Raw genomic sequence first — 25,720 nt, 5'->3', positions numbered from 1 at the left:
GCCATGTCATTCGTCTTCGCTCCGCCCGCCACCGTCGCCATCCCCGTTGCCGGCAGCAACGATCAGTTCGCCGTGCGCCGCGTGTACTGCGTTGGCCGCAACTACGCCGCCCACGCCCGCGAAATGGGCTTCGATCCGGATCGCGAACCGCCGTTCTTCTTCTGCAAGCCGGCCGACGCCGTGCTGCCCGTCGCCTACGGGGACACGCTGGAGCTGAAGTACCCAGCGCAAACGAACAACTACCACTACGAGGCCGAACTGGTGGCCGTGATCGGCAAGGCCGGCTCGGACATCCCGCTCGACCAGGCGCTCGAGCATGTGTGGGGCTACGCCGTGGGGCTGGACATGACGCGCCGCGATCTGCAGATGAAGATGCGCGAAATGGGCCGTCCGTGGGAAATCGGCAAGGCGTTCGATGCGTCGGCTCCCATCGGCCCGATCCACCCCGCGTCGGTCGTCGGCCATATCGAAAAGGCCGCGATCTCGCTGAGCGTCGACGGCGTGCAGAAGCAGAAGAGCGACGTCACGCACCTGATCTGGTCGGTCGCGGAAACCGTGTCGTATCTGTCGCGATTCTTCCGTCTGGAACCGGGCGATCTGATTTACACCGGCACGCCCGAAGGCGTGGGTCCGGTCAAGGCCGGCGAGACGATGGTCACGGCGGTCGAAGGCCTCGGCGAAATCAAGGTGCGCGTGGTCTGAGGTCGTCATGCAGCTCTACAGCTTCTTCAACAGTTCGACGTCGTACCGCGTGCGCATCGCCCTCGCGCTCAAGGGGCTTGCGTTCGACACCATCCCCGTGAACATTCGCGTGGGTGAGCATCGGGCCAGCGCCTATGTCGACGAAGTGAATCCGTCGGCGGTCGTGCCGGCGCTCGTCGATGGCGACATGACGCTCGGTCAGTCGCTGGCGATCCTCGACTACCTCGACGCGAAGTATCCGCAGGTGCGTCTGGTGCCGCTGGACATCGAAACGCGCGCGCGTGTGCTCGAACTGTCGATGCTCATCAGCTGCGACATTCACCCGGTGAACAACTTGCGCATCCTGAAGTATCTGCAGGGCCCGCTGGCCCTCACGGCTGCGCAGAAGGACGCCTGGTACCAGCACTGGATCGCCGACGGCATGGCCGGCGTGGAACGTCTTCTGGACAAGCACGGCCACGGACCCTGGTGCTTCGGCGACGCCCCCACGCTTGCCGACGTCTGCCTGATTCCGCAGATCGCCAATGCGCAGCGCACGGGTTGCGACCTGTCCGCCTACCCGAAGGCGATGGCCGTGTTCGAACACGCTTCGACGCATCCGGCCTTCCTCGCGGCCGCCCCCAACCGTCAGCCGGACTATACGGCGTAATCCCGATTCACGGCTGGAAGGGCCGCAGGAGACAACCATGACACAACCCCATCAACCCAAGGCGCTGGTCGTCGGCGGCGGCATCGGCGGCCTGGCCGCGGCGCTCGCGCTCGCCAACCAGGGCGTGCACATCGAACTGCTGGAGCAAGCGGAAACCATCGGCGAGATCGGTGCGGGCATCCAGCTCGCGGCCAATGCGTTCGCCGCGCTCGATGCCCTTGGCGTGGGAGAGGCGGCGCGCGGACGCTCCGTCTTCACCGATCACATCACGCTGCGCGACGCCATCGATCGCAGCGCGATCGCCGAGGTCGACGTCGGCGCGCCCTATCGCGAGCGCTTCGGCAATCCGTACGCGGTGATTCACCGCGCCGACATCCATCTGTCGATTCTCGAAGCGGTGCAACGCAATCCGTTGATCCGATTCCGCACCGCCACGCGCGTCGTCTCGCTCGAACAGGACGACGCGGGCGTGACGGTGATCGACCAGCATGGCGAGCGTCATGTGGCCGACGCCGTGATCGGTTGCGATGGTGTGAAATCCGCCGTGCGCGCCGTGCTCATCGGCGACGAGCCGCGCGTGACGGGCCACGTCGTCTACCGCGCCGTGGTCGACGTCGAGAACATGCCGAAGGATCTGCAGGTCAACGCGCCGGTGGTGTGGGCCGGACCGAACTGCCACCTCGTGCATTACCCGCTGCGCGGCGGCAGGCAATACAACCTCGTGGTGACGTTCCACAGCCGCGAGCAGGAAGTCTGGGGCGTGCGCGACGGCAGCAAGGAGGAGGTGCTCTCTTACTTCGAAGGCATCGACCCGCTGCCGCACCAGATGCTCGACCGTCCCACGTCTTGGCGTCGCTGGGCCACCGCCGATCGGGATCCGGTCGCGCAGTGGAGCTTCGGCCGCGCCACGATTCTCGGCGACGCCGCGCACCCGATGACGCAGTACATCGCACAGGGCGCGTGTCAGGCGCTCGAGGACGCGGTCACGCTCGGTGCCGCTTATGCGGCGGCGAACGGCGATTTCGTCGACGCCTTCCGTCGTTACGAACATGCGCGCATTCCGCGCACCGCACGCGTGCTGTATGGCGCGCGCGACATGGGCCGCGTGTATCACGCCAAGGGCGTGGATCGCTGGGTGCGCAACTCGCTGTGGAAAGGCCGCACACAGACGCAGTTCTACGACGCGCTGCAATGGCTGCACGGATGGCGTGCCGAGAACTGTCTGTCGCAAACGCCCTGGCTGAACGGCGAGTAAGTCCCGCATCGTCCACAAGAAAACCGGCGGCACCGAGCCGGTCGAGCGGCGGCGCAGGCGTGCAGGTATGAACGCACCGCGCCGCCGCGCATCGCGTCGCCCGTCATCGGGCGCGCGGTGGTACGGCAGCACCCATAACAACAACCACTGCAACGTAACCGCGACGCAGGCCGGCGTGCCTCGCCGCGACTGGCACCTTCGAGGAGACAACCTATGCCAGCCACCCCCATCAACGTGACGGCGTTCATCGACCGGCATCGCATTTCGCCGTTCCAGGTGATGATCGTCGTCCTGTGCTTCCTGATCGTGGCCATCGACGGCTTCGACACGGCGGCGATCGGCTTCATTGCCCCGGCCATCCGCGCCGAGTGGTCGCTCACCCCGGCGCATCTCGCACCGCTCTTCGGCGCGGGACTCGCGGGCCTGATGGCAGGCGCGTTCCTGTTCGGCCCGCTCGCCGACAAGTTCGGGCGCAAGTCGATCCTGATCTTCTCCGTGATGTTCTTCGGTCTGGCGAGTCTCGTCTCGGCGTGGTCGATGGAGCTGTGGCAACTGATCGCGCTGCGCTTTCTCACCGGCCTCGGCCTGGGCGGCGCGATGCCCAACGCCATCACGCTCACGTCCGAGTACTGCCCCGATTCGCGTCGGTCGTTCCTCGTCACGACGATGTTCTGCGGCTTCACGCTCGGTTCGGCACTGGGCGGTCTGGCGTCGGCCGGACTGATCGAGGCGTTCGGCTGGCGTTCCGTGCTGATCGTGGGTGGCGTGATGCCGCTCGTGCTCGGCGTGTTTCTGGTTCGCGCCCTGCCGGAATCGGTGCGCTACCTCGTGATGGCCGGCAAGTCGCCGGAGTCCGTGGCCGCGTCGCTGCAGCGAATCGCACCGCATGAGGATCTGCGGGGTGCGACGTTCAACATTGCCTCGAAGCCGTCCACCACGTCGCCGGTGGGGCACCTGTTCAAGCCGGCGCTGCTGCGTGGCACGCTGCTGTTCTGGATCACGTTCTTCATGAGCCTGCTCGTGATCTACCTGCTCTCGAGCTGGCTGCCGACGCTCCTGCGCACGAACGGTCTGACGCTGCGCAACGCGGCCATCGTCACCGCGATGTTCCAGGTCGGCGGCACACTCGGCGCCATCGTGCTCGGCTGGCTGATGGATCGCTTCAACCCGCATTACGTGCTCGCCGCTGCCTATGTGCTCGCCGGCATTTGCGTGGCGGCCGTCGGCCCGCTCGCCAGTTCGCCGGTGCTCGCGTCGGTGGCGGTGTTCTGGGCTGGCTTCTGCGTGTCGGGCGGCCAGGTCGGCGCCAACGCGCTGTCCGCCGAGTTCTATCCGACGGACTGCCGCGCGACGGGTGTGAGCTGGGCGAACGGCGTGGGGCGGCTGGGATCGGTGGTCGGATCGGTCGGCGGCGCGTCGATGCTCGCGATGGGCTGGTCGATGCCGGCACTCTTCGCCGCCATCGGCGTGCCGGCCGTGCTTGCCGGCCTGACGATGCTCACGCTGGGCCGTCTGCGTCACCGTCAGGCGACGCGCGCCATGGAGGTTGCGGCCTGAGTCCCTGAGCTACGCTGCGCTGTTTCGTCGGGCGCAACGCCCGGTATGCCCTTCCGACGGGCGCCATTCGCGATATGCGATGGCGCCCGTCGGCTTTTGCGGCGGGAACAGCCGACGTCGCGGGGTGATCTTTCCGAACGCTGCGACGCAAAACGTCGCGGATAGGAATACAGTGTCGAATGCTTGTCATTGTCTTTTTCCTTATCCCTGCCGGAGATTGAAGGTGTCGCTGCCCCCATTGCTGGTCTTGATTCCGATGCATGCCGAACAGTTGGCTGAACTGCAAACCCGCTTCGACGTGGTGTATCGGCCGAGTCATCATCCTGTGCCGGAAGGCTGGGGGGCCGAAGGCGAACGCGTTCGCTTCGTGCTCACCAACGGCGGACGCGGGTTGAACGCCGCCGAGCTGTCGCATCTGCCGAACGTCGAACTGGTCGGTGCACTGGGCGCCGGCTACGAGAATCTGGATCTCGCGGCAATGCGCGCGCGCAATATCGTGGCGGTGAACGGGGCCGGCGCCAATGCGGCGACGGTGGCGGATCAGGGCTTTGCGCTGCTGCTCGCGGCGGTGCGTCGCATTCCCGAGTACGACGCGGCGTGCCGCAAGGGCATATGGCGCGATGCACTGCCGATGCAGCCTGGTGTGTCGGGCAAGAAGATGGGCATCGTCGGGCTGGGGGCGATCGGGCGTCAGTTCGCCAAGCGCGCGGAAGGATTCGATATGCGGATCGGTTATCGCAATCGCAACCGTCGCGACGACTTGCCTGCGCATTACCAGTATTTCGACAGCGTGCTGGCGTTGGCCGAGTGGGCCGACTATCTCGTGGTGACGGCGCCGGGCGGACAGGCGTCGCACCACCTGGTGAATGCCGAAGTGCTGCGCGCCCTCGGCAGGAACGGCTTCCTCGTGAACATGGGGCGCGGCAGCGTGGTGGACACGGCAGCGCTGGCTGAAGCGCTGCGCGAAGGCGTCATCGCGGGCGCCGGGCTGGACGTATACGAAGGAGAACCGTCGCCGCCGCGGATGCTGATCGATTTGCAGAACGTGGTGCTCAGCCCCCACGTCGCCGGACGCTCCCCCGAAGCCGAAGCCGCCACCCTCGCCATGTTCCTCGAGAACACCCGCCGCTTTGAGGCGGGCGAGGCATTGTTGACGCCGTTGTGAAGACGCGACCTCGAACCGCTGTCAGGCGTCAGTGATTATCCAACCCGTCAATGCTTCGCTCGGGTGACGGCGAGAGGGTTTCGCCGTCGTTGACGGGTTCGAGTTCGATGCTGCTCCTGGCGCTGCCCGTGGCGAATGCGGTGTCGCACGTCGGGCATTTCACCTGCGCATCCGAATGCAGATAGTCGTCCATCGCCTGGACGGACGGCTCACTCGCCGCAACGGCGAAGCGCGTTTGACAGGTCGGACAGACGACGAAACCGGTGTGGATCGACAGCATGGCAAGTCTCCCGTAGCCGTGACATCGAAAATTCTACAGCCAGTCCGTGCGGCGAGGGCTGGCCCGTGTGGCGTCCTTGTACGGCTGCGCGTCGCCGCGAACCGGGCCGTGCCGATCCCGCCGCGGCGGCGGCCGATCATTGGCCGCGACACCCACGGTCGGTTCAGGGCGCGCTTCGGCTTCGTGCGGCGTGCCAACCCGCTGCGTCGGATCGAAGTCGCGCCACTCGCCGTCTTCCCACACGCCATCCGCCTCCTCGATTTCCGCGGCGCCAGCGTCGCGCAATACGGCTATCGCCGTGTCCGCCGTGGCGTCGTCCACGTGGGTGGCCAGCATCACGCCGGCGTCACGCATGCCCGCCTGTGCGGCCGACACTTCTTCATGGCCCCGCAAACGTTGCAGCGCGCCGAAGAACGCGCCGAGATAGGCCCCGGCCATCAATCCCACCACCGGCACGAGCCAAAAACGCCACAACACGACGAACAACAGCACGCCCAGCGCCAACCCGAACACGCCACCCACGATCACGCCCTGCGCCGCGCCCTTGCCCGCCGGACGCGCGGCCGCATCGGCATTGACGTCGCCACCGACAGGAAAGCGCGCGTGCTGGCCCGTGGGATTCAGAAAGAACACCGAAACGTCGTTCGTGCGGAATGCCCGGTCGTACAAACGGCTTGCGACCAGATTCGCCTGATCGAACGTCGTGAAACGTCCCGCGACAATCTTCGCCATCGCAATTCTCCCTTTGTCTTCGATACACGTACTGATTCCCGTGGGATGACAAGCATCCCGCTTCGTTTCATCAAGGAATCCTTTCGATCGACGACAGACATTGAGAAAATCAATGTCCGGGAACCCACCCGCCGGCCCGCGAATCGCATTTGCATCTATCGCAGGTATTGCGAGGGGCCGGGGAATGGCCCGCGACGATGCACGGGCAGATCGTGCACGGCTGCGAGTACGAGGAAGGCAACTATGCCGTGCGCGACGTCGGCGCAATTTGTTCGGCGAATCCTGCTGCCACGCAGACCGCCAGGAAAAACAAGGACGAGTGACGACGGTCATGCCGACGCAAAAAGCCAACTCATCGACGCAGGCCGCGCGCCGGGCGCCCCAACATCCATGAGGAGACTCCGTCCATGGCTCGTGCAGCGTCACCGAAGCACAACAGCTCGGCCCTGCCGATGAAGATCACGCACGGCGACCGGGTGATGGACACGCAGTCGGGCGTCACGAAGGCGGAGCTGGCGGCGTACTACAACGCCGTCAGTCAGTGGATGCTGCCGCAGCTCGACGAGCGCCCGTTTGCAGTACTGCGTGCGCCCGAGGGCATCGGCGGCGAGATGTTCTTTCAGAAGCACGCGGCGAAAACGATGCGAGGCGTGCGTGAGCTCGATCCGTCGCTCGATCCTGATCATCAGCCGTTGATGCAAATCGACGACGTGCGAGGGCTCGTCGGCGCCGTGCAGATGGGCACGGTCGAATTCCACACATGGAATGCGCGCAGCGATCTGATCGAGCGTCCCGACCGGGTGATCTTCGATCTGGATCCGGGCAAGGGCGTGGAGTTCGCCCAGATCCGTGACGGTGCGGAACTGATTCGCAGTCTGATGGAGGAACTGGGGCTCGAGGTGTTCGTGAAGACGAGCGGCGGCAAGGGCCTGCACGTGGTGGCGCCGCTGGCACGACGTCACGACTGGGAACTCGCGAAGGGCTTTGCCGAGCGCGTGGCGAGACATATGGCGCGCGTCTTTCCGGATCGCTTCACGGCGACGATGGGACCGAAACATCGCGTCGGCAAGTGCTTCATCGATTACTTGCGCAACTACCGCGGGGCAACCACCGTCTGCGCGTACTCGGCTCGCGCCCGCGAAGGCATGGCCGTGTCGATGCCGATCGCCTGGGAGGAGTTGCCTGACTTGCGAAGTGCGGACCAGTGGAACGTGCGCAATGCACTCGACCGCCTCTCCGCGCTCAAGCGCGATCCTTGGGCGGATTACGAAAAAGCCGCCCGGCAGCGCGTGACGAAAGAGATTCTGGAACGGTTGGAGGATTGAGCCGTGGCGGCTCGTCCGCGGGCAATTCCAAGACGTGGTGGTGAAATTGCAGGCCTCCGCCGGCACTGTAATTCATTTCGCTGCGCGCCGCGAAGCCGCGCGCAAACGCAGCACGCAAAAGTAGGAAGGACGAACAAGTCTAGCGCCTCGCCGCCGCTCCCGCCTCTCCCTCCTGCAACCAGCGACGCTTGTCGCGCAGCGGCGCTTCGCCGAACACCCGGGCGTATTCGCGGCTGAACTGCGACGCGCTCTCGTAACCCACCGCCAGCGCGGCCGCCGCCACCGCCACGTCCGCCGCAAAGATCAAGCGCCTCGCTTCCTGCAATCGCAATTGCTTCTGATACTGCAGCGGACTCATCGCCGTCACGAGCTTGAAATGGTGATGCAGCGACGACACGCTCATATGCACTTCCTGCGCCAGCGCCTCCGCCCGCAACGGCTGCGCGTAGTTCTCGCGCAACCAACGCACCGCGCGCGCGATGCGGTTCATCTGGCTGTCCTGCATCGCCATCTGTCTCAGCAGCACGCCCTGCCCGTTCATCAGCAACCGGTACACGATCTCGCGTTTGATCATCGGCGCCAGAATCGGCACGTCGCGCGGCGACTCCAGCAAGCGCAGCAGACGCAACACCGCGTCGAGCAACGCCGCATCCAGCCGATTCACGTACATCCCGCGTCCACTCACCGACGCGGCGGGCGGCGGCAGATTCTCGTCGCCAATCAGCGACGTGACATCCTCGGCATCCAGATCCAGTCGCATGCCGAGATACGGCGACTGTTCGCTCGCCCCCGACACCTGCGCAACCACCGGCAAATGCACCGACGACACCAGGTAGTGCATCGGGTCGTACGCATAGTGCTCATCGCCGATCTGCAACTGCTTCGCTCCCTGCGCGATGACCGCGAACGCCGGTAGCTGCATCGCCGGCTTCGGGCCACCCGGGTGCAGGATCCGATGCACGGACAGTCCCGCCACGGCCGTCGGCGACGTACCGTCCAGCCCGTGCGTCGCACGCTCGAGCAGATGCACCAACTCCGCGCGCGCGGCGTGCGATGGGTCGTCCGCAAAGTCGCTTTGCGAGGCCTCGCGAGGCAGTGTCTTGACCAGATGCATTTCCATCCCCTCAACCAACGTGACCGCGGCGGTCACACAGGCGACAGCATACGCCTGCCGGCCTGGCTTGCCTGATTCTCCGGCAAGGAACGTCCACGATCAGGCAGGAATTCCGGAGGATCCGGCAAATTCAGGAGATTGATCGGCTCGTCCCACACACTTGTCCATCACCCCCAATGTCATCGTCCTGCCATATTGGGCAACGGTTTCCCGCCATTCCCGTGCGTAACCGAAAGCCTCAGGAAACGGCGATATGCACCGCTTGCAGAATCAGGCAGGAAATGTGCAGGAACAGGTACTGCTTGCCTGATGCCCCGCGCCACATAATGGCTCCCATCCCGTAGACGCCGTCCCCCTCTCTCCGACGGCGCCGACTACGGGCGGCAATTTCAACGGAGCGATGCAATGCGACAACGGAAACTCGGCAACACCGGCCTCTTCGTCTCGGAACTGTGCCTCGGCACGATGACCTTCGGCGGGCAGGGCGAACTGTGGAGCAAGATCGGACATCTGCAGCAGAACGACGTCGACACCCTCGTGGGCCGTGCGCTCGACGCGGGCATCAACTTCATCGACACCGCCGACGTCTATTCGGAAGGGCAGTCGGAAGTCCTCACGGGTCAGGCGCTGCGCAATCTCAAGGTGCCGCGCGACAATGTCGTCGTCGCCACCAAGGTGTTCGGCGTGACGGGCGCCCAGGGCACCAACTCGCGCGGCCTGTCGCGCTATCACATCATGGACGGCATCAAGGCGAGCCTCAAACGCCTGCAACTCGATCACATCGATCTATACCAGGTGCATGGCTTCGATCCGGCCACGCCCATCGAGGAAACGCTCGGCGCGCTCGACACGCTCGTGCGCCAAGGCCACGTGCGCTACATCGGCGTCTCCAACTGGGCGGCATGGCAGATCGCCAAGGCGCTCGGCATTTCGGCACGACTGAATCTCGCGAGCTTCGCATCGCTGCAGGCGTACTACACCGTCGCCGGGCGTGACCTCGAACGCGAGATCGTGCCGATGCTGCGCAGCGAAAACGTCGGCCTGATGGTATGGAGCCCGCTCGCCGGTGGCCTGCTCTCCGGCAAGTACACCCGCGACGGCCAGTCCGAAGCCGGCAGCCGCCGCCAGAGCTTCGACTTCCCGCCGGTCAACGTGGAGCGCGCCTACGACGCCATCGACGTCATGCGCGGCATCGCCGCCGAAAAGGGCGTGTCGGTCGCGCAGATCGCACTCGCGTGGTTGCTCGCGCAGCCCGTCGTATCGACGGTGATCATCGGGGCGAAGCGCACCGATCAGCTCGACGACAACATCGCGGCAACGCGCGTCACGCTCAGCGAGCGCGAGCTCGCGGCGATCGACGCATCGAGCGCGTTGCCGAGCGAGTATCCGGGCTGGATGCTCTCCCGCCAGGGCGACCCGCGCCGCGCACAGCTCGCCGAAGCCGGCATGCTGTAAGCCCGCGCCGGTAATGCAATACGGCGCACCGTGAAAGCGGTGCGCCGTATTGCGTTTCGCCAGACCGCGTCGGATGTCAGAACGTATGCCGCATGCCGACGTTCACGCCCAACTGGCTGGTGCCCGGCGTCGGCGCGCCGCCCGCACCGCCCGAACTCACCGAATACGCGGCGTTCCTGCTGTTGCCCAGCCATGCGACCTGCGTGTAGACGGCCGTGCGTTTGGACAGGAAGTAGGTGCCGCGCAGCGTCGCCATCGTCGCCCGCGTGTTCTGGCGCGCATTGAGCATGCGGAACACTTCCCCGTCGACGGCGAACGTCGGCGTGAATTGATACAGCGCGCCGACGTAGAACATGTCGGAATTCACGTCGGCAATCGCGGCGGAAGCAGTCTGCACGCGGCGCCCGAGCCATCCGGCGCCGGCTTTCCAGTTGCCGCCCTTCACATAGCCGTTCAACTGCCAGCGCGTGTCCTTGTCGGAAGCACTCGTGAGCGGCACCGCCGCCGCGCCGTTGAAGAAGCTCGCCGCGGCGCCCGCGCCGCCGCGTTGCTCGTCCCACGCGCCGGCCACGCCGAACCACGGCGTGTCGTACTTGAGCATGGCGGAAATCTGACGGCACGCCGTCATCTGCCCGGCGACCTGCCCTGCGCACGTGCCCTGCCCCGGCGAATTGCCCGTGCCGCCGCTGTCGCGGCCGAACGAGTACGTCGCGCCGACCGTCAGCCCCTGGAACACGCCCTTGTACGCGATGGTATTGTCGCTGCGAGCATTCGGGATGTAGCTGTCGAGCGAGCCGCTGCCGTACAGATCCGGACCGAGAATGTCCGCGTCGCCCATGACCCAGAACGTCATCGAATACTGGCGGCCGAACGACAGCGTGCCGTATTGGTTCGACAACCCGACCCAGGCCTGGCGACCGAAGAGTCGTCCGCCCTGATTGAGATCGCCGGCACGCAGGTTGAAGCCGTTCTCCAGCGCGAACACGGCATGCAGGCCGCCGCCGAGATCCTCGTCGCCACGCAGTCCCCAGCGCGACGGCAGCGAGCCGGTGTTGGCCGGCATGCGCACGAGCGAACTGTTGTTCGCACCTGCGTGAGAAATGTATTCGACGCCGGTGTCCAGAATGCCGTAGAGCGTCACGGTCTGGGCCGAGGCGGATGTGTGGGCCAATGCGAGGCCGGCAGCCAGCGCGAGCGCGGGCAGTCCCTTGTGGGTCACGGTAATGTCTCCATGAAATGCATGTGGTGGTCCGGCCTGTCCCGGCCGGTCGACTTCTGGGTCCTGCACCGCCGCAGGGCTCGTCGGGGGACGGGCACGCGCGACGGAACCCGCACGCGCGGGCAAACCGATGCCGGCCGCCCGCGGCGAAACGTGTCAGGCAATGCGCGCGGCGGTTGCCGGCACGGCGCCTTCGCGGCTCACGCGACGGCGCATGACGAGCATCAGCGCAGCGGCGAGAAACGCCGGGATGGCGACGATCTGGAACGCCTGCGCGATGCTCGACGCCGACGCGATCAGCACGCCGCCGAGACTGGAGCCGAGAATCGAGCCCAGGCGACCGACGCCGAGCGCCCATGCCACGCCGGTGGCGCGCGAAGGCGTCGGGTAGTACGCGGCCGTCAGGGCGTTGGCGCCGGTCTGCGAGCCGGCCACGCCGAAGCCCGCGAGGAAGACCACGAGCATGAGCCAGCCGGCTTGATGCGTGACCGTGCCGAGCAGGCACAAGGCAATGCCCGCCATCACATACGACGACGCCAGCACGCGATACGGACTCGTGCGGTCCATCGCGAAGCCGATCAGCACGGCGCCGACCGTACCGCCGAGCGGCAGCATCGCACCGATACGCGCCGCCTCGGAGAGCGTATAGCCCGAATCCTTGACGACGAGCGGCAACCAGCTCGTGAGCAGGTAGAACGCGCACAGGGTGCAGAAGTACGTCGCCCACAGCAGCAGCGTGCCCACGACATAGCGACGCGCGAAAAGCCCGCCGACGGCCGAGTGCGATGCGCCGGCCGGCACGACTTCCGGATCGATGCGCGTGACCTGCGGGTCGATGTGGCGCGCGATCGCCAGCAGTTGCTCGCCGCGATCGCCGCGCGCCGCGAGATAGCGCATCGACTCCGGCAACCAGCGCATGAGCACGGGCACGACGGCCAGTGGCACCACGCCGCCCGCGATCAGCACGCCGCGCCAGCCGATGTGCGGCAGCGTCTGCGCGACGATTTCGCCGCCAATGGCGAAGCCCAGCGTGAAACCGCAGAACGTGGCCGTCACCAGCAGCGAACGCATGCGCTCGGCGCAGTACTCGGAGCTCAGCGTGATGGCGTTGGGCATCGCACCGCCCAACCCGATGCCGGTGACGAAGCGCATCACGGCCAGTTCGGTCGGGCTGTGCACATAGGCCGACGCGATGCTGCCGAGCGAGAACATGATCACCGAGAGGATCAGCACGCGCTTGCGGCCGATGCGATCGGCCAGCGGGCCGAAGATGAAGCAACCGAGCATCAGGCCGCCGAGGCCCGCACCGAAGACGGTGCCGAGGCTCGTGGTCGCCATGGCCCATTCAGTGCGGATGGCCGGCGCGAGATAGCCGATGGCGGCCGTGTCGAAGCCGTCCAATGTGACGATCAGAAAGCACAGGGCGATCACACGCCATTGGAATGGCGTGATGCCCCTGCGATTCATCAGGGCGGATATTTCCATGTCTGTCTCCTGTACGGTGGCTACCGTGGACTGAGCGGCGGGCCGTGGCGTCTGTCCGACGCTCTGTGAAAAGCCGCGCCGCCGGTTGGGGGCGATTACATCGAGAACCTGCTAACGAGACGAAAGCGCTGATGCCGACGAGTCGGCCGAGTCGAGCGTCAGCTCCGGGTCGCCTGCCGAGAGGTATTCCCACATGCGCTCGATGATCCGGCCCGAGCGCGTCGCGCGGGCACGGCATTCGTCGGGATCGAGCACGGCGGCCGGCGTCGTCGCTTCCAGGGCGAGCACGTCGAGCTCGACGCGCGCGGCGTCTTCCAGATACCAGGTGAGCGCGACCATCGCCTCGAGCGTGTCGGCGGCCACGACGGCGCCGTTGCCGCGCATCACCACGGCGGCGTTCCCACCCATGGTGTCGATGACGGCGGCGGCCTGTGCATCGGAGCGGATCAGTTGCGGGTCGTCCCACAGTGGCACGCCGGGGGCGAAGTACGTGCCCGGGCCATGCAGCGCACGCGGCGTGCGGCGCAGCGTGGAAAGCGACATCGTCTTCGCCGGCATGGTGCGAGCGACCGCACCGACGTCGGCGCGACGGCGATAGATCTGCTGATGCAGTCGCACTTCGCCGAGCACACCGTCGGGCAGCGGGCCGTCGATGGGCACCACGGTGCCCGCTTCGCCGACGCCGAGGAGCCCCATCGGGCGCGCGGCGCATACGAGGAAGCGATCGGCGTCGAGCCGAGCGCTGCAATGACCGTACGCATGCGCGAGCCCCGCGCGGGCGAGTGTGCGAGCCGCCACGCGCACTGCGCGGTCGAGCTCGGCGATGCGTGCGGCATCGAACGTGTGTTGTGTCATGGGCAGCCGGCGTGTTCGCCGCGAAGTATTGATTGCGAAGAACAACTGAGAATTACGACGCGACGCGTCAGGCCGAAAACTCGGGAATCTCGGGCTTCGCGCCCCACATGCAGAAGCCCGTCGGATCGAACGGGAACTGACGCGGGACGTAGGTCGCCTCGTCCTCGGGCGCGATCTTGCGCACGCCCGTGGAGTATTCGTAGACCATGCCGTCCGGGCCGGCGAAGTACAGGAACATCGCGTGCGAGGTCGGATGACGCCCCGGGCCGAAGCGAATCGGCACGCCTTGCTCGCGCAGGAAGTACCACGAGCGCATGAGGTCGTCGATGCCGTTGACCTGGAAGTTCACATGCTGGATGCCCGCGCGCTTGGCCGGGAACAACGCGATCTTGTGATGCACTTCGTCGATGCGCAGCAGCGGTGCATCGCCGATGCGATCGGACACGCGAGCGTTGCACACGCTCGTCCAGAACGCCTCGTCGCGGCGCGCGTCCGTCGTGCACAGGCCGACGTGGCTGAACGAGTCGATGCCCGCATCGCGCTCGCCGTGATAGCGTCGCCCCGTCTGCGCGGCACGCAGCACCAGCTCGATCCGGTTGCCGGTGGGGTCGCGGAACGTCAGGAAGTCGGCCACGCGACGCAGGTCGGCCTCATCGCGCGAGCCACGGCGAAATTCGATGCGCATGGCTTCGAGCTGCGCGGCGGCGGCGTCGAAATGGGCGTCGCTCGCCACGTCGAAGGCCACCGTGTGATCGGCGGGATCGCCTTCGAAGTAGCAAACGGAGTGGTCGCGGCTGTCGCTGCGAAGGAATACGTAACCGGCCTCCCGGCGCACTTCCTGCAACCCGAGAATGGTGCGCGCATAGCGTGTCGCCCCCTCGAGGTCGCGCGTGCCCAGCCGCACGTAACGAATGTCGTGCAGATTGATCACCGCCTGTCTCCTGCGGATGTAGTTCGAATGTCGTGAGGGATACGATAAGGAGCGGCGCCGAATGACGCCAACAAATTGCGTAAATGCGCGGTATTTACGTCGTGAATCGAGGGTGCAGCATGCGCGCGCGGATGCGCGCCGCGAGATCAGTCCTCGCCGTGGAACAGGTGGAAGATGGTGCTGCGCAGCCAGCGATGGCCGGCGTCGGCATGAAAGCGTTCATGCCAGAGTTGCGAGATATCGAACTCGGGCCCCTCGAACGGCAGCGCGTAAGTGCGCAGTTCCGTGGCGGCCCTGAGCGCGCGGCCGAGGCGGGTGGGCACGCACACCACGAGATCGCTCGCGGCGATGAGCGCCGAGAGTCCCATCGAGTGCGCCATGCGCAACGCCACATGCCGCTGGCGGCCGGCCTGCGCGAACCACTGCTCGACCGCCGTCTCGAAGACGTCGTGATTGCCCGCCGTGGGACGGTACACCGCATGCGCCGCGTTGAGGAACGCGTCGGCGCTGAGCTTGCCACGTATCGTCGGATGCCCCTCGCGCACGAGCGCCACGTAGTGCTCGCGAAAGAGGCGCTGCTGATGAAAGCCCGAAGAGAATCGCGTGAAGAGTCCGAGCGTGAGGTCGATGTCTCCCATCGCCATCGCGTTCTGCGCTTCGCGCGGCGTGGTATCGACGGTCACGATGCGAACGCCCGGCGCCTCGGCGGCGAGCGTGGCCATCAGCTTCGGAATGAAGATCAGTTGGCCGATGTCGCTCAGGTACAGGCGGAACGTGCGTTGCGCCCTGGCGGGATCGAAGTCTTGCGGGGTTTCGACGGCGCCGCGAATGAGGCCGAGGCCTTCGGTGACCGGCGGGGCGAGCGAGCTCGCAAGGTCCGTCGGCAGCATGCCTTGCGGCGTCTTGACGAACAGCGGGTCGCCGAACGCCAGACGCAGCCGCTTGAGCGCATTGCTCACAGCCGACTGCGTGAGGTTCAGTTCCTCGGCCGTCACCGTCGTGCTGCGCGTGCGCAGCAGCGACTCGAACACGAGCAACAGATTCAGATCCAGCGAGCGTAAGTTCATCCCCAGCAGTGCGTTCCCGCGAAAATCCCGTGAATGGCCGTGCGGCATTTTAGGCAACGCACGTGCGTATGCGCATTGCGGGAAACCCGCCCACGCGCACCACGACGTTCGTGGTATTTACGTGCGCGCGCCTGCACGCACCGCACGATGCAGCCGCGTCATGACCTCCAGCACTTCCGGCCGCTTCTCCCGCTTGGCCGTCACGATGTGATAGCTCAGCGGACATTCGACTTCGACGTCCGAGAGACGTTGGAGCCGGCTCTTCGCGATGGCCGCGTCGGCCAGCGGCGCACGCGCGAGCGCGATGCCCAGCCCCGCTTCGGCGGCGGCCAGCACGACCGTGTAGTCCTCGAAGCGGCGATCGCGCGCACGCGGTCTGAGGGAGACGCCCTGCGCGCCGCACCACGCTCGCCATCCGGTCAGGTCGGAGTCGTGCAGCAAGGGCATGGCGAGCATCTCGGACGCACTGGCGCCCTTCAAACGCACCGCCATCTCGGGCGACGCGATCGGATACAGCGTCTCCACCATCAACGGTTCCGAGTCGACCGTAGTCCAGCCGCCGCGTCCGTAGCGCAGCGCGATGTCGACTTCGCCCGCGCCGACGTCGGCATTGCGGTGCTCCGTCGTGACCTGGATGTTGATGAACGGCTGTCCGGCTTCGAGCGATTGCAGCCGCTCGAGCAGCCAGAGCTTGGCGAACGACGGCACGACGCTCAGGCGGACCGCCGGCACCTTGCGCGCCTGATGCCACTGGTCGGCGGCCGCGTCGATCACATCGAACGCGTGCTCGATGCGTCCCAGGAAGCGCTGGCCATCGCACGTCAGGCTGACGCCGCGCCCGTGCCGCTCGAAGAGCGCGCAACCGAGCCAGTTTTCCACGGCGCCGACACGGCGGCTGATCGCGCCGTGCGTGAGGCCGCTCGCCTCCGCCGCCGCCGTGAACGAGCCGTGACGCGCGACAAGACAGACGGTTTCGAGATTGGCCAGCGGCGGGCGGGAGCGATGCGGTGCGTTCATGGGCGTTGGGGGGCGGAAAATCACACGGGAATCACGCGTTTGCGCTGACGGCGAGATGTGAATATTGCTCACAGCTTGTCATCGATTCGTGCAGTAGCTTATCACCGCGCCGGTGCGGCAACATAGGGATTCGACTGCCGTCGAGCACGCCTTGCGCGCCAGTCGTCATGACCCCGTTTTTTCCTCGTCCCGTCTCTTCAGGAGTTCATCGTGTCAGCCGCTGCCCCCGCCTCGTTCACGCTCTACGTGGACTCGCAGTTCACCAGCCCGTACGCGCTGTCGGTCTTCGTCACCTTGCGCGAGAAAGGGCTGCCGTTCGACCTGCGCACCGTCGACCTCGGCCAGGGTGCGCATCACGAGACGAGCTTCGCCGACATGTCGCTCACGCGTCGCGTGCCAACGCTCGTGCATGGCGACTTCACCCTGTCGGAGTCATCCGCCATCAGCGAATATCTCGATACGTTGTCGCCTGCAGCGCCGGTGTATCCCGACGACGTTCGGGAGCGCGCGCGGGCGCGTCAGGTGCAGGCGTGGCTGCGCAGCGATCTCGGTGCGCTGCGCGAGGAACGTTCGACGGAAGTCATCTTCTACCGCCCCTCCGACAAGCCGCTCTCGGACGCCGGCTATGCCGCCGCGAGCAAACTGATCGCGATCGCGCAAAGCCTGCTGCCCGACGGTGGTCTGTCGCTGTTCGGCAAGTGGTGCATCGCGGACGTGGATCTTGCGTTGATGATCAACCGCCTCGTGTACAACGACGACGTGGTGCCCCCCGCCCTGGCGGCATATGCCCGGCATCAATTCACGCGTCCCGCCGTGCAGGAATGGCTTGCGATGACACGCCCGCCGCGCGCATGCGATCTCGTCGCCGACGAGAAGGCGGCTTGATAAGGTCTGGAACGCAAAAGGTCGGGCCGGCCGTGACGGCCGGTCCCGGCGGTATCAGGCGTATCAGACGTATCAGGCGGGCATCAACGTCAGCCCCTGCCGATGGATGCGCACGTGAAGCAGCACCAGCGGGCGATATGGGCAATCGGCGCGCAAGGCGACCTTGCGGCGACCGTGGGCGCCGTCCACGGTCGCATGGCGACTGGCAAGGGCGGCATGGAACGCGCACTCCGCGACCGAGCGCGCGGCAAATACCAGCAGTAGCAGCGAGGCAGCCATGGCGATCCGGAAGTCGCCCGAGGTGAAGACCCGTTCCGGGATATCGAAGACGAGCATGGCGATCACCACGCAGGCGTCGATACAGACGGCTCCCAGCGAAGCCACCAGCAGGTAAGCGCGCAACATCCGAATCGTCGACGATTTCATCCGCCCTCCCACACTTGTCCTATCGGGTCGGGGCACCATCCCCCCAGGAGTCAACACGGCGGCCACCTTGGGCGCATCCCCTGCCGCATCTCGTTGCGATGTTAACTGCAGAGCGTCGATCGTCTTGTGACAGGAAACGTTTTTTTACACTCCTCCCCATCGCCCTCTTGGGCGACACCACTTGGCTCGAACACCCCCGTCGGCAAGGTCGATTGACGCCGAACTACCGCAAGTCGTGCGCTTTTCCACCAAAAACCGGCCAAATTCCGATTTTTTCCGACACTGGCACCACTGAAAGCCCGCTGTGACGCGGGAAACGGTGAAGGCAGTCGACAGGCGGCCTGCGAAGGAGGAAAATATCGCCACCTTGCCGTTTACGTTAACGGCACTGACGACCGAAGAAAGCCCCCCTCTGCCGAGACATTGAAGAAACATGAGCGCCAATACTGAACAGGGTCAATTGCGTTTTGTCGTGGAGCCGCACGCCAACCCCACTCCCGCCGACCAGGTTGCCGCGAAGCTGGCGAACCCGGTGTTCGGCCGCGTATTCACGGATCACATGGTCACGATCCGCTGGACCGAGGGCAAGGGCTGGCATGACGCGAAGGTGGAAGCCCGCCGTCCGTTCGAGATCGATCCGGCGTGCGCCGTGCTGCACTACGCGCAGGAAATCTTCGAGGGCATGAAGGCCTATCGCGGTGAAGACGGCAAGATTTCGCTGTTCCGCCCGCAAGCCAACGCCAGGCGTTTCCGCGAATCGGCCCAGCGCATGTCGATGGCCGAGTTGCCGGAGGCCTTGTTCCTCGAGGCTGTGGAAAGACTGGTCGACATCGACCGCGCGTGGATTCCGGGCACCGAAGGCAGCAGCCTCTACATCCGTCCGTTCATGTTCGCGTCGGAGAGCTTCCTGGGCGTGCGCGCCGCGCAGGAGTACATCTTCTGCGTGATCGCCTGCCCGGTCGGCCCGTACTTCAAGCCCGGCAAGTCGGCGGTCACCGTGTGGGTGTCCGACCAGTACACGCGTGCGGCGCCCGGCGGCACGGGCGCGGCGAAGTGCGGCGGCAACTACGCGGCCAGCCTGATCGCGCAGACCGAGGCGAGCGCCAAGGGCTGCGACCAGGTGGTGTTCCTCGACGCCGCGCAACATCGCTGGATTGAAGAACTGGGCGGCATGAACGTCTTCTTCGTCATGGACGACGGTTCGCTGCAAACGCCGCCACTCTCGGGCACGATCCTGCCGGGCATCACGCGCGCCTCGATCATCGAGCTGGCCAGGCGCGAAGGCCTGAGCGTCAACGAGGCCCCGTACGAATTCGCGCAGTGGCAAGCCGATGCTGCCAGCGGTCGCGTGAAGGAAACGTTCGCCTGCGGCACGGCGGCAGTGGTCACGGCCATCGGGCAGGTGCGTCACGCCAAGGGCGAATTCAGCATCGGCGACGGTGGCGAAGGTCCGGTGACCAAGCGCATCCGCGACCAGCTCACGGGCATTCAGCGTGGCAAGATCGCCGATCCGTTCGGCTGGGTGCACCACGTTGCCTGATCGGGCGTTGTTCCTTTCATAACAAGCTGTGAAGCTGCGCGTCGCCCGAGACAGCGACGCGGGAAATCCCTGGCGGCGTGCGACGACACAAGGAGAGTCGGACGCGCCGTCCTGTTGTCCTTGATTGACAGATCATGAAACACGAAACGGGCGCTGTATCCGGCGCCATTGCGGCAACCGACAAAATCGGTGTTCCGCACTCCGTGTTCGAAGACATCTACGCGATGATCATCGGCATGGCCTTTGTGGTGGTCGGTCTGGTGCTGCTCAAGGCTGCCGGGTTGGTGACCGGCGGCGTGGCCGGCATTGCGCTGCTCGCCTCTTATGTCTTTCCGCTACCGGTTGGCACCATCTTCACGCTGGTGAACATACCGTTCTTCCTGTTCGCGTATTTCACGATGGGCCCGCGCTTCGCGCTCAAGTCCACCGTCGCGAGCTTCGGCATCACCTTCGCGCTCGCGGCCATGCCGCAGACGTTCAACGTTGCCTTCGTCAATCCGCTGTTCGCCGCGTTCGTCGGCGGTACGCTGTGCGGCATGGGCATCCTGGCGCTCGCCCGGCATGGCGCTGGGGTCGGCGGCACCGGCATCGTCACGCTGTGGCTGCAGCGTGAGCGCGGCATCAACGCGGGCATCTCGCAGGTCTGCATCGATGCGACGATCCTGCTCGCCTCGCTGGCCACCATTCCGGCCGACCGCGTCGCCTGGTCCGCGCTGTCGGCCGTCGCGATGAGCGGCATGGTCGTCGCCTGGCACCGCCCGGGCCGCTACACCGGGCGTTGATCCGAACCGTAATCGGGACGATAGGCACTCGCCTGATGCAGCAGCCACTCACGAAAGACGCTGAGTGGCTGCCCATGCGTGTGCTCAGTCGGATAGACGAGGTAATACGCCGAGTCGGCCACGCTTTTCACGTCGAACGGAATCACGAGGCCGAGCGCGTCGAGTTGCCCTTCCACGAAGAACTTCGGCACCAGCGCCACCCCGAGCCCCGCCGCCGCGCCGGCGATGAGCATCGTGTGCAGCTCGTAGCGCACGCCTTGCAGCGTGCGGTTGTCCTCGATGCGCTGCTCGGCAAACCAACGCGTCCAGGCGCTCGGGCGCGTCGTCGAGTGCAGCAGCGGATACGCCAGCAGATCCGCCGCCGAGCGCACCGGGCCCGTCAATAGCGACGGCTGGCAGACCGGCACCACCTCTTCCCCGAACAGATAGTCCGACGACGTACCCGGCCACGTCGGCCGTCCGAAGTGAATGGCCGCTTCGAAGTGCGTCTCGTCGAACGTAAACAGATCGGTGTGGACGCCCATGTTCACGCGCACGTCCGGGTGGCGCGCGTTGAAGTCTTTCATTCTCGGAATCAACCACTCCGACGCGAAGGTCGGCAGCACCGCCAGCTCAAGGTGACCGCCGCCGCTACCGTGCGCCATGATCGAGAGCGTGTCCCGGTCCAGTTGCTCCAGCGTGCGACGCACCTGCGTGCCGTAGAGGCGGCCGGCGCGGGTGAGCACGACACGCTGCTTGGTTCGAACGAACAGACGCACGCCGAGCTGCGCCTCGAGCGTGGCGATTTGCCGCGACACGGCGCTCTCCGTCAGGAACAGCTCGCGCGCGGCGTGGGTAAAGCTCTCGTGCCGGGCGGCGGCTTCGAACGCCAGCAGCGCGGCGGTGCCAGGTGTCTTGAATTTGCGCATGTTAATTCCAAAAACGCATCAAGTGGCAATTTTAACTCGCTTTACGGGCGCGCCATCCGTTCCAATAATGCTGTCACTGCAAGATGGTAGGAGGCGAAGCGACGGGTGGTCCTGTCGCCATTTCACCCCACACCATGCCCTGACACTCCGCGACGCCGCGCAAGACGGCGTCCCCCTGCGAGACAAACCGATGCGCAATGCCAACGTGCAGTCCTTGCTGGTCTCCCTGATCGGGCAGGCGCGTACCGACGCGCTGTTCGCCACGCTCAATTCCCCGTCGATTCTGGCCGACTGCGAGCCGGGCCGCGTGACCCGCGCCGAGCTGGCGCAGGCCATGAACATGGCGCTGTTCGAAGGGTTGCTGGCGCGCTCCCCGAACGGGCGTACCTATACAGAAGACGCGATCGCCGCCGGCGGCCGCGTCTACTTCGATCACGGGGCGCTGCGCACCGTGCGCTGGCACGAGAACGGTGCGTTGCCGCCGGGTGAAGCGGCGTTCACGCGCATTCTGCGCCCGCTCGGTTTCCGTCTGAACGGTCGTTACCCGCTCGATCGCCTGGGCATGACAGGACGCGCCTATGTGCACGACGACGCCCCCGAAGAGATTTCGCAGTTCTTCGTGAGCGAGTTGCATCCCGAGCGCTTTTCCGAGACATTCCAGCAGGCCGTGTCGCGCGTGGTCGGCACGTCGCGCGACCCGCTGACGCCGGCGGCTGTCGCCCAACTGTGGGAGCTCGAGCGCGACGGCACGCTGCCGCTCGAGAGCGCACAGGCGTTGCTGCCGGTGATCGTGAGCGCGTTTGCACGTCAACACGACGTGCCGAGCGAGGCCGATTACGAACTGCTGCTGGCGGAGTCCGCCGAAATGGCGTGGATCGCGACCGAAGGCAACGCGTTCAATCACGCGACCGACCGCGTGGAAGACGTCTTCGCGCTCTCCGACGCCGAGAAGGCCAAGGGCCGCCCGATGAAGCCCGAGGTCGAACGCTCGCGCTCGGGACGGGTGTTCCAGACGGCGTACCGCGCCGACACCGTACGTCGCGAGTTCCGCGGCAAGGACGGCGGGATCGTCACACGCGAGGTGCCGGGTTCGTTCTACGAGTTCATCACCCGCCATCGCGAGTACGACACGGCGAATCATTGCTGGAAAATCGATCTGCGTTTCGATGCCGGCAACGCGCAAGGTATTTTCAAGATGACGGCCAACGCCAAATGAACTTCGCCGCGCAGCCGGCGCACAATGCTTGCGTGTGCGTGGTCTGCGTGCTTCCCTGCCGACACCCCCGTGGCACCGTCGGCCAACACTGAATTCCAAAAGAGGTGACAACGTGAACGCATCTTCCATCCTCAACGAACTGGGTATCGCCAAGCTGGTCGAGAGCGGCGACATCGCCGTGCATTCGCCGATCGACGGCGCACTGATCGGCCGCGTGGCGAGCGCCTCGGCGGCCGACGCCCAGGCCGCACTGGCGCGCGCGCAGAAGGCCTTTACGACCTGGCGCAACGTGCCGGCCCCGCGCCGCGGCGAACTCGTGCGTCTGCTGGGCCAGAAGCTGCGCGAGCGCAAGCAGGCATTGGGCGCGCTCGTCACGCTCGAAGCCGGCAAGATCCTGCAGGAAGGCCAGGGTGAAGTGCAGGAAATGATCGACATCTGCGACTTCGCGGTCGGCCTGTCGCGTCAGCTGTACGGCCTGACCATCGCCTCCGAGCGTCCGGGCCACCGCATGGCCGAGACGTGGCACCCGATGGGTGTGTGTTCCGTCATCTCGGCGTTCAACTTCCCCATCGCCGTGTGGTCGTGGAATGCGGCGATCGCCCTCGTGTGCGGCAACGCCGTGGTGTGGAAGCCGTCGGAGAAGACGCCGCTGACCGCGCTGGCCGTGAACAAGCTGCTGGAAGAAGTCATTGCCGAATTCGGCGACGCCCCGGAAGGCCTGACGGCGCTCGTCATCGGCGGACGCGAGGTGGGTGAGGCGCTGGTCGCCGATCCGCGCTCGGCGATCGTGAGCGCGACGGGCAGCACCGAAATGGGCCGCAAGGTCGGCGTGGAAGTGGCGCGCCGCTTCGGTCGCTCGATCCTCGAGCTCGGCGGCAACAACGCAGGCATCGTGACGGGCAGCGCCGACATGGAGCTCGCCCTGCGCGGCATCCTGTTCTCGGCGGTGGGCACGTCCGGTCAGCGCTGTACCTCGCTGCGCCGCCTGTTCGTGCATGAGAGCGTCTACGACAAGACCGTCGAGCGCTTGAAAACGCTGTACGGCAAGGTCACCATCGGCAATCCGCTGGAACGCGGCACCCTGATGGGTCCGCTGATCGACGAAGGTGCGTTCAGGCGCATGCAGGACGCGCTCGACAGGGCGCGGGCGCAAGGCGGCAAGGTGACGGGCGGTGAGCGCCATGTGGTGGCGGGCGCCGAGAACGGCTTCTATGTGAAGCCGGCGATCGTCGAGATGCCGTCGCAGACCGAAGTGGTGCTGACGGAGACCTTCGCGCCGATCCTGTACGTGCTCAAGTACAGCGACTTCTCACAGGCGATCGAGGCGAACAACGCCGCGTCGCACGGACTGTCGTCGTGCGTGTTCACGACCGATCTGCGCGAGGCGGAGCGCTTCACGTCGTCGGCCGGCAGCGACTGCGGCATCGCCAACGTCAACATCGGTCCGAGCGGCGCGGAAATCGGCGGCGCGTTCGGCGGCGAGAAGGAAACCGGCGGCGACCGGGAGTCGGGCTCGGACGCCTGGAAGGGCTACATGCGCCGCGCGACCAACACCATCAACTATTCGTCCGAGCTGCCGCTCGCGCAAGGTGTCGACTTCTCGATCGAGTGAAGTTGCAATAGCGGGCTCCGGGTGTCGCGCACAACAATGAATAACGCCCCGGAGTCTGCCTTTACGGACGCTCACGAACGCCATGCGCCGATGGTGGCGAGGCGTCCGTCCCGGATTCCCGACAGCTTCCGTTCGTCACGCTTTCGATAGCGAGGCCTCCATGTACGCTTTCACTTCTCCGTTTGCCCACCCGACGGGCTCACCGATCCGCGAGTTGTTCAAATACCTGTCCGAGCCGGGCATGATTTCGTTCGCGGGCGGCTATCCGGCGAGCGACCTGTTCGACACCGAAGGACTGGCGGTGGCGCAGGCGCGCGCCTTTGCGCAACCGACGCGTTGCCTGCAATACGGCCCCACCGACGGCCTGACCGAACTCAAGACGCAACTCATGGCGCTGATGGCTGCGCGCGGCGCGCCGTGCTCGGCGGAAGAACTGCTGGCAACAACGGGCTCGCAGCAGGGACTCGACTTGTTGTTGCGCGTGATGGTTGCACCGGGGGACGTCGTCGTCACCGAACAACCGGCGTATCCGGCGACGTTGCAGGCGTTGCGCTTGCAGCAGGCGAGCATCGTGACGGTGCCGGTGGATGCCGACGGGCTCGACGTCGCGCATCTGTCCGCACTGTTGCGCGAAGGCAGTATCGCGGTGCCGAAGCTGCTGTACACCGTGCCGACCTTTGCGAATCCAACGGGCGCCACGCTCTCGCGCGAGCGTCGCATTGCGTTGCTGAAGCTGGCGGTCGAGTACCGGTTCGTGATCGTCGAGGACGATCCGTACGGTGACCTGCGGTTTGCCGGCGAAGCGGTGCCCACGATGCTGGCGCTGACGTCCGAGGTGCCGGGTTCCCGCGATTGGCTGGTGCATTTTTCGAGCTTGTCGAAAATCGTGGCGCCCGGATTGCGGGTGGGTTGGACGGTGGCGCCGCCGGAGATCACGCGACGGTGCGTCGTTGCGAAGCAGACCGTCGACCTGTGCAGCGTGCCGTGGACGCAGGCGGTGGCGGCCGAGTACCTGGCCGACGGTGCGTTGACCCGACACTTGCCGAAGATCGTCGAAGCGTACCGGCTCAAGTGCGAGGCAATGTGCGGCGCACTGCGTGAGCGGTTGGGCGGCGCAATTCAATTCCATGCGCCGCAGGGCGGGATGTTCGTATGGGCACGATTGTCGACGCTCGGAACCAGCGAGTTGCTGCCGAGTGCGATTGCACAGAAGGTGTTGTTCGTGCCGGGCAAGGCCTTTTACGCGACGGATGCGGATGAGTCGACGTTGCGTCTGTCGTTTGCCGCTCCGGCGGTGGACGTCATCGAGGAAGGCGTGGCACGGTTGTCGCGCGCGATGGATGCGACCGTCAGAAAAGCGGCATAAAAGAACCGAAAACCCTTGCACGACGGGGCCGGCGACACGCGGCCGACGCGCCCCCCGTTTTCCAAGGCGACGTGGCACAACGAAAACGGGCAGCGTGTCGGTGGCCGACCGGAGGCGCGGGGAAAGGTGTGCGACGCACGGCGCCGCGGAGCCTCCGGCCCCTCACCGGCACCGCGC

Annotated in this window: 25 protein-coding genes; 14 read left to right on the top strand and 11 right to left on the bottom strand. The window is 65.9% G+C overall.

Translation table 11 applies throughout. The annotated features are described in order from the left end of the window. Positions 1-3 precede the first annotated feature (3 nt). The 5 genes from RO07_RS03190 (at position 4) to RO07_RS03170 (ending at position 5,328) form a co-directional block, all read left to right on the top strand. Complete coding sequence (locus tag RO07_RS03190; RefSeq protein WP_039408009.1) at positions 4-702, top strand: fumarylacetoacetate hydrolase family protein; 699 nt, start codon at positions 4-6, stop codon at positions 700-702. Positions 703-709: 7 nt separating this feature from the next. Next, positions 710-1,351, top strand: a complete 642-nt coding sequence (maiA, locus tag RO07_RS03185) for a maleylacetoacetate isomerase (RefSeq protein WP_039408006.1) — start codon at positions 710-712, stop codon at positions 1,349-1,351. A 37-nt stretch (positions 1,352-1,388) separates the two neighbouring features. After that, positions 1,389-2,606 carry a 3-hydroxybenzoate 6-monooxygenase gene (locus RO07_RS03180; RefSeq protein ID WP_039408003.1) on the top strand — a complete coding sequence of 406 codons (1,218 nt, stop codon included), beginning with the start codon at positions 1,389-1,391 and terminating at the stop codon, positions 2,604-2,606. A 213-nt stretch (positions 2,607-2,819) separates the two neighbouring features. Further along, entirely contained in the window at positions 2,820-4,163 is a 1,344-nt protein-coding gene (locus tag RO07_RS03175; protein ID WP_039408000.1) for an MFS transporter, read from the top strand. Between the two features lie 223 nt (positions 4,164-4,386). Then, positions 4,387-5,328, top strand: a complete 942-nt coding sequence (locus RO07_RS03170; RefSeq protein WP_084072416.1) for a 2-hydroxyacid dehydrogenase — start codon at positions 4,387-4,389, stop codon at positions 5,326-5,328. 28 nt (positions 5,329-5,356) lie between these two features. Here RO07_RS03170 and RO07_RS03165 read toward each other — a convergent pair whose 3' ends face one another. Further along, positions 5,357-5,608: an MJ0042-type zinc finger domain-containing protein gene (locus tag RO07_RS03165; RefSeq protein ID WP_039407997.1), complete on the bottom strand. Its 252-nt coding sequence runs from the start codon at positions 5,606-5,608 to the stop codon at positions 5,357-5,359. Between the two features lie 33 nt (positions 5,609-5,641). Next, the gene (locus RO07_RS03160) at positions 5,642-6,340 is read right to left on the bottom strand and encodes a Rossmann-fold NAD(P)-binding domain-containing protein (protein WP_072636939.1); all 699 of its coding nucleotides are present in this window, start codon (positions 6,338-6,340) and stop codon (positions 5,642-5,644) included. 197 nt (positions 6,341-6,537) lie between these two features. Between RO07_RS03160 and RO07_RS26725 the strand changes: the two genes are divergently transcribed. Continuing rightward, positions 6,538-6,663: a hypothetical protein gene (locus tag RO07_RS26725; RefSeq protein WP_257786854.1), complete on the top strand. Its 126-nt coding sequence runs from the start codon at positions 6,538-6,540 to the stop codon at positions 6,661-6,663. An 84-nt stretch (positions 6,664-6,747) separates the two neighbouring features. Then, entirely contained in the window at positions 6,748-7,665 is a 918-nt protein-coding gene (gene ligD, locus RO07_RS03155; protein WP_052266981.1) for a non-homologous end-joining DNA ligase, read from the top strand. Between the two features lie 139 nt (positions 7,666-7,804). On the opposite strand, the gene RO07_RS03150 is transcribed toward ligD, so the two are convergent. Continuing rightward, complete coding sequence (locus RO07_RS03150) at positions 7,805-8,779, bottom strand: AraC family transcriptional regulator (protein ID WP_237171365.1); 975 nt, start codon at positions 8,777-8,779, stop codon at positions 7,805-7,807. 405 nt (positions 8,780-9,184) lie between these two features. On the opposite strand from RO07_RS03150, the gene RO07_RS03145 reads away from it, so the two are divergent. Continuing rightward, positions 9,185-10,234 (top strand): aldo/keto reductase, encoded by a 1,050-nt coding sequence (locus RO07_RS03145; protein ID WP_039407994.1) that lies wholly within the window; start codon positions 9,185-9,187, stop codon positions 10,232-10,234. 76 nt (positions 10,235-10,310) lie between these two features. Here RO07_RS03145 and RO07_RS03140 read toward each other — a convergent pair whose 3' ends face one another. The 6 genes from RO07_RS03140 to RO07_RS03115 all read right to left on the bottom strand — a co-directional run bounded on the left by RO07_RS03140 (position 10,311) and on the right by RO07_RS03115 (position 16,808). Beyond that, a complete protein-coding gene (locus tag RO07_RS03140) occupies positions 10,311-11,453 on the bottom strand; it encodes a porin (RefSeq protein WP_039407991.1) in 1,143 nt (380 codons plus the stop codon). A gap of 156 nt (positions 11,454-11,609) precedes the next feature. Continuing rightward, positions 11,610-12,938, bottom strand: a complete 1,329-nt coding sequence (locus RO07_RS03135; RefSeq protein WP_039407989.1) for an MFS transporter — start codon at positions 12,936-12,938, stop codon at positions 11,610-11,612. 111 nt (positions 12,939-13,049) lie between these two features. Then, positions 13,050-13,793: a class II aldolase/adducin family protein gene (locus tag RO07_RS03130; RefSeq protein ID WP_052266980.1), complete on the bottom strand. Its 744-nt coding sequence runs from the start codon at positions 13,791-13,793 to the stop codon at positions 13,050-13,052. Between the two features lie 67 nt (positions 13,794-13,860). After that, the gene (locus tag RO07_RS03125; protein WP_039407987.1) at positions 13,861-14,724 is read right to left on the bottom strand and encodes a VOC family protein; all 864 of its coding nucleotides are present in this window, start codon (positions 14,722-14,724) and stop codon (positions 13,861-13,863) included. 146 nt (positions 14,725-14,870) lie between these two features. Continuing rightward, positions 14,871-15,791 carry a LysR family transcriptional regulator gene (locus tag RO07_RS03120; protein ID WP_039407985.1) on the bottom strand — a complete coding sequence of 307 codons (921 nt, stop codon included), beginning with the start codon at positions 15,789-15,791 and terminating at the stop codon, positions 14,871-14,873. A gap of 117 nt (positions 15,792-15,908) precedes the next feature. Further along, entirely contained in the window at positions 15,909-16,808 is a 900-nt protein-coding gene (locus RO07_RS03115) for a LysR substrate-binding domain-containing protein (RefSeq protein ID WP_039407982.1), read from the bottom strand. A 210-nt stretch (positions 16,809-17,018) separates the two neighbouring features. On the opposite strand from RO07_RS03115, the gene yfcF reads away from it, so the two are divergent. After that, entirely contained in the window at positions 17,019-17,693 is a 675-nt protein-coding gene (gene yfcF / locus RO07_RS03110) for a glutathione transferase (RefSeq protein WP_039407979.1), read from the top strand. Between the two features lie 72 nt (positions 17,694-17,765). Here the strand turns inward: yfcF and RO07_RS03105 are convergent, their stop codons facing one another. After that, on the bottom strand, positions 17,766-18,119 hold the full coding sequence (locus RO07_RS03105; protein ID WP_039407976.1) for a hypothetical protein: 354 nt from the start codon (positions 18,117-18,119) through the stop codon (positions 17,766-17,768). A 433-nt stretch (positions 18,120-18,552) separates the two neighbouring features. On the opposite strand from RO07_RS03105, the gene RO07_RS03100 reads away from it, so the two are divergent. Beyond that, the gene (locus RO07_RS03100) at positions 18,553-19,659 is read left to right on the top strand and encodes a branched-chain amino acid aminotransferase (protein ID WP_039407974.1); all 1,107 of its coding nucleotides are present in this window, start codon (positions 18,553-18,555) and stop codon (positions 19,657-19,659) included. Between the two features lie 134 nt (positions 19,660-19,793). Next, positions 19,794-20,441, top strand: coding sequence for a YitT family protein (locus RO07_RS03095; protein WP_052266979.1), 648 nt, complete (start codon positions 19,794-19,796; stop codon positions 20,439-20,441). Here the strand turns inward: RO07_RS03095 and RO07_RS03090 are convergent. Next, on the bottom strand, positions 20,426-21,349 hold the full coding sequence (locus RO07_RS03090) for a LysR substrate-binding domain-containing protein (protein ID WP_039407971.1): 924 nt from the start codon (positions 21,347-21,349) through the stop codon (positions 20,426-20,428). The genes RO07_RS03095 and RO07_RS03090 overlap by 16 nt on opposite strands. A 190-nt stretch (positions 21,350-21,539) precedes the next feature. On the opposite strand from RO07_RS03090, the gene RO07_RS03085 reads away from it, so the two are divergent. The 3 genes from RO07_RS03085 (at position 21,540) to RO07_RS03075 (ending at position 25,543) form a co-directional block, all read left to right on the top strand. Then, the gene (locus RO07_RS03085; protein WP_039407968.1) at positions 21,540-22,565 is read left to right on the top strand and encodes a DUF1338 domain-containing protein; all 1,026 of its coding nucleotides are present in this window, start codon (positions 21,540-21,542) and stop codon (positions 22,563-22,565) included. Positions 22,566-22,677: 112 nt separating this feature from the next. Beyond that, the gene (gene amaB, locus RO07_RS03080; RefSeq protein ID WP_039407966.1) at positions 22,678-24,177 is read left to right on the top strand and encodes an L-piperidine-6-carboxylate dehydrogenase; all 1,500 of its coding nucleotides are present in this window, start codon (positions 22,678-22,680) and stop codon (positions 24,175-24,177) included. Between the two features lie 160 nt (positions 24,178-24,337). Further along, a complete protein-coding gene (locus RO07_RS03075; RefSeq protein ID WP_039407964.1) occupies positions 24,338-25,543 on the top strand; it encodes an aminotransferase-like domain-containing protein in 1,206 nt (401 codons plus the stop codon). Positions 25,544-25,720 lie beyond the last annotated feature (177 nt).

Source organism: Pandoraea pulmonicola, assembly GCF_000815105.2.
Classification (GTDB): Bacteria; Pseudomonadota; Gammaproteobacteria; order Burkholderiales; family Burkholderiaceae; genus Pandoraea; species Pandoraea pulmonicola.
This window is presented reverse-complemented; position numbering and strand designations above follow the sequence as displayed.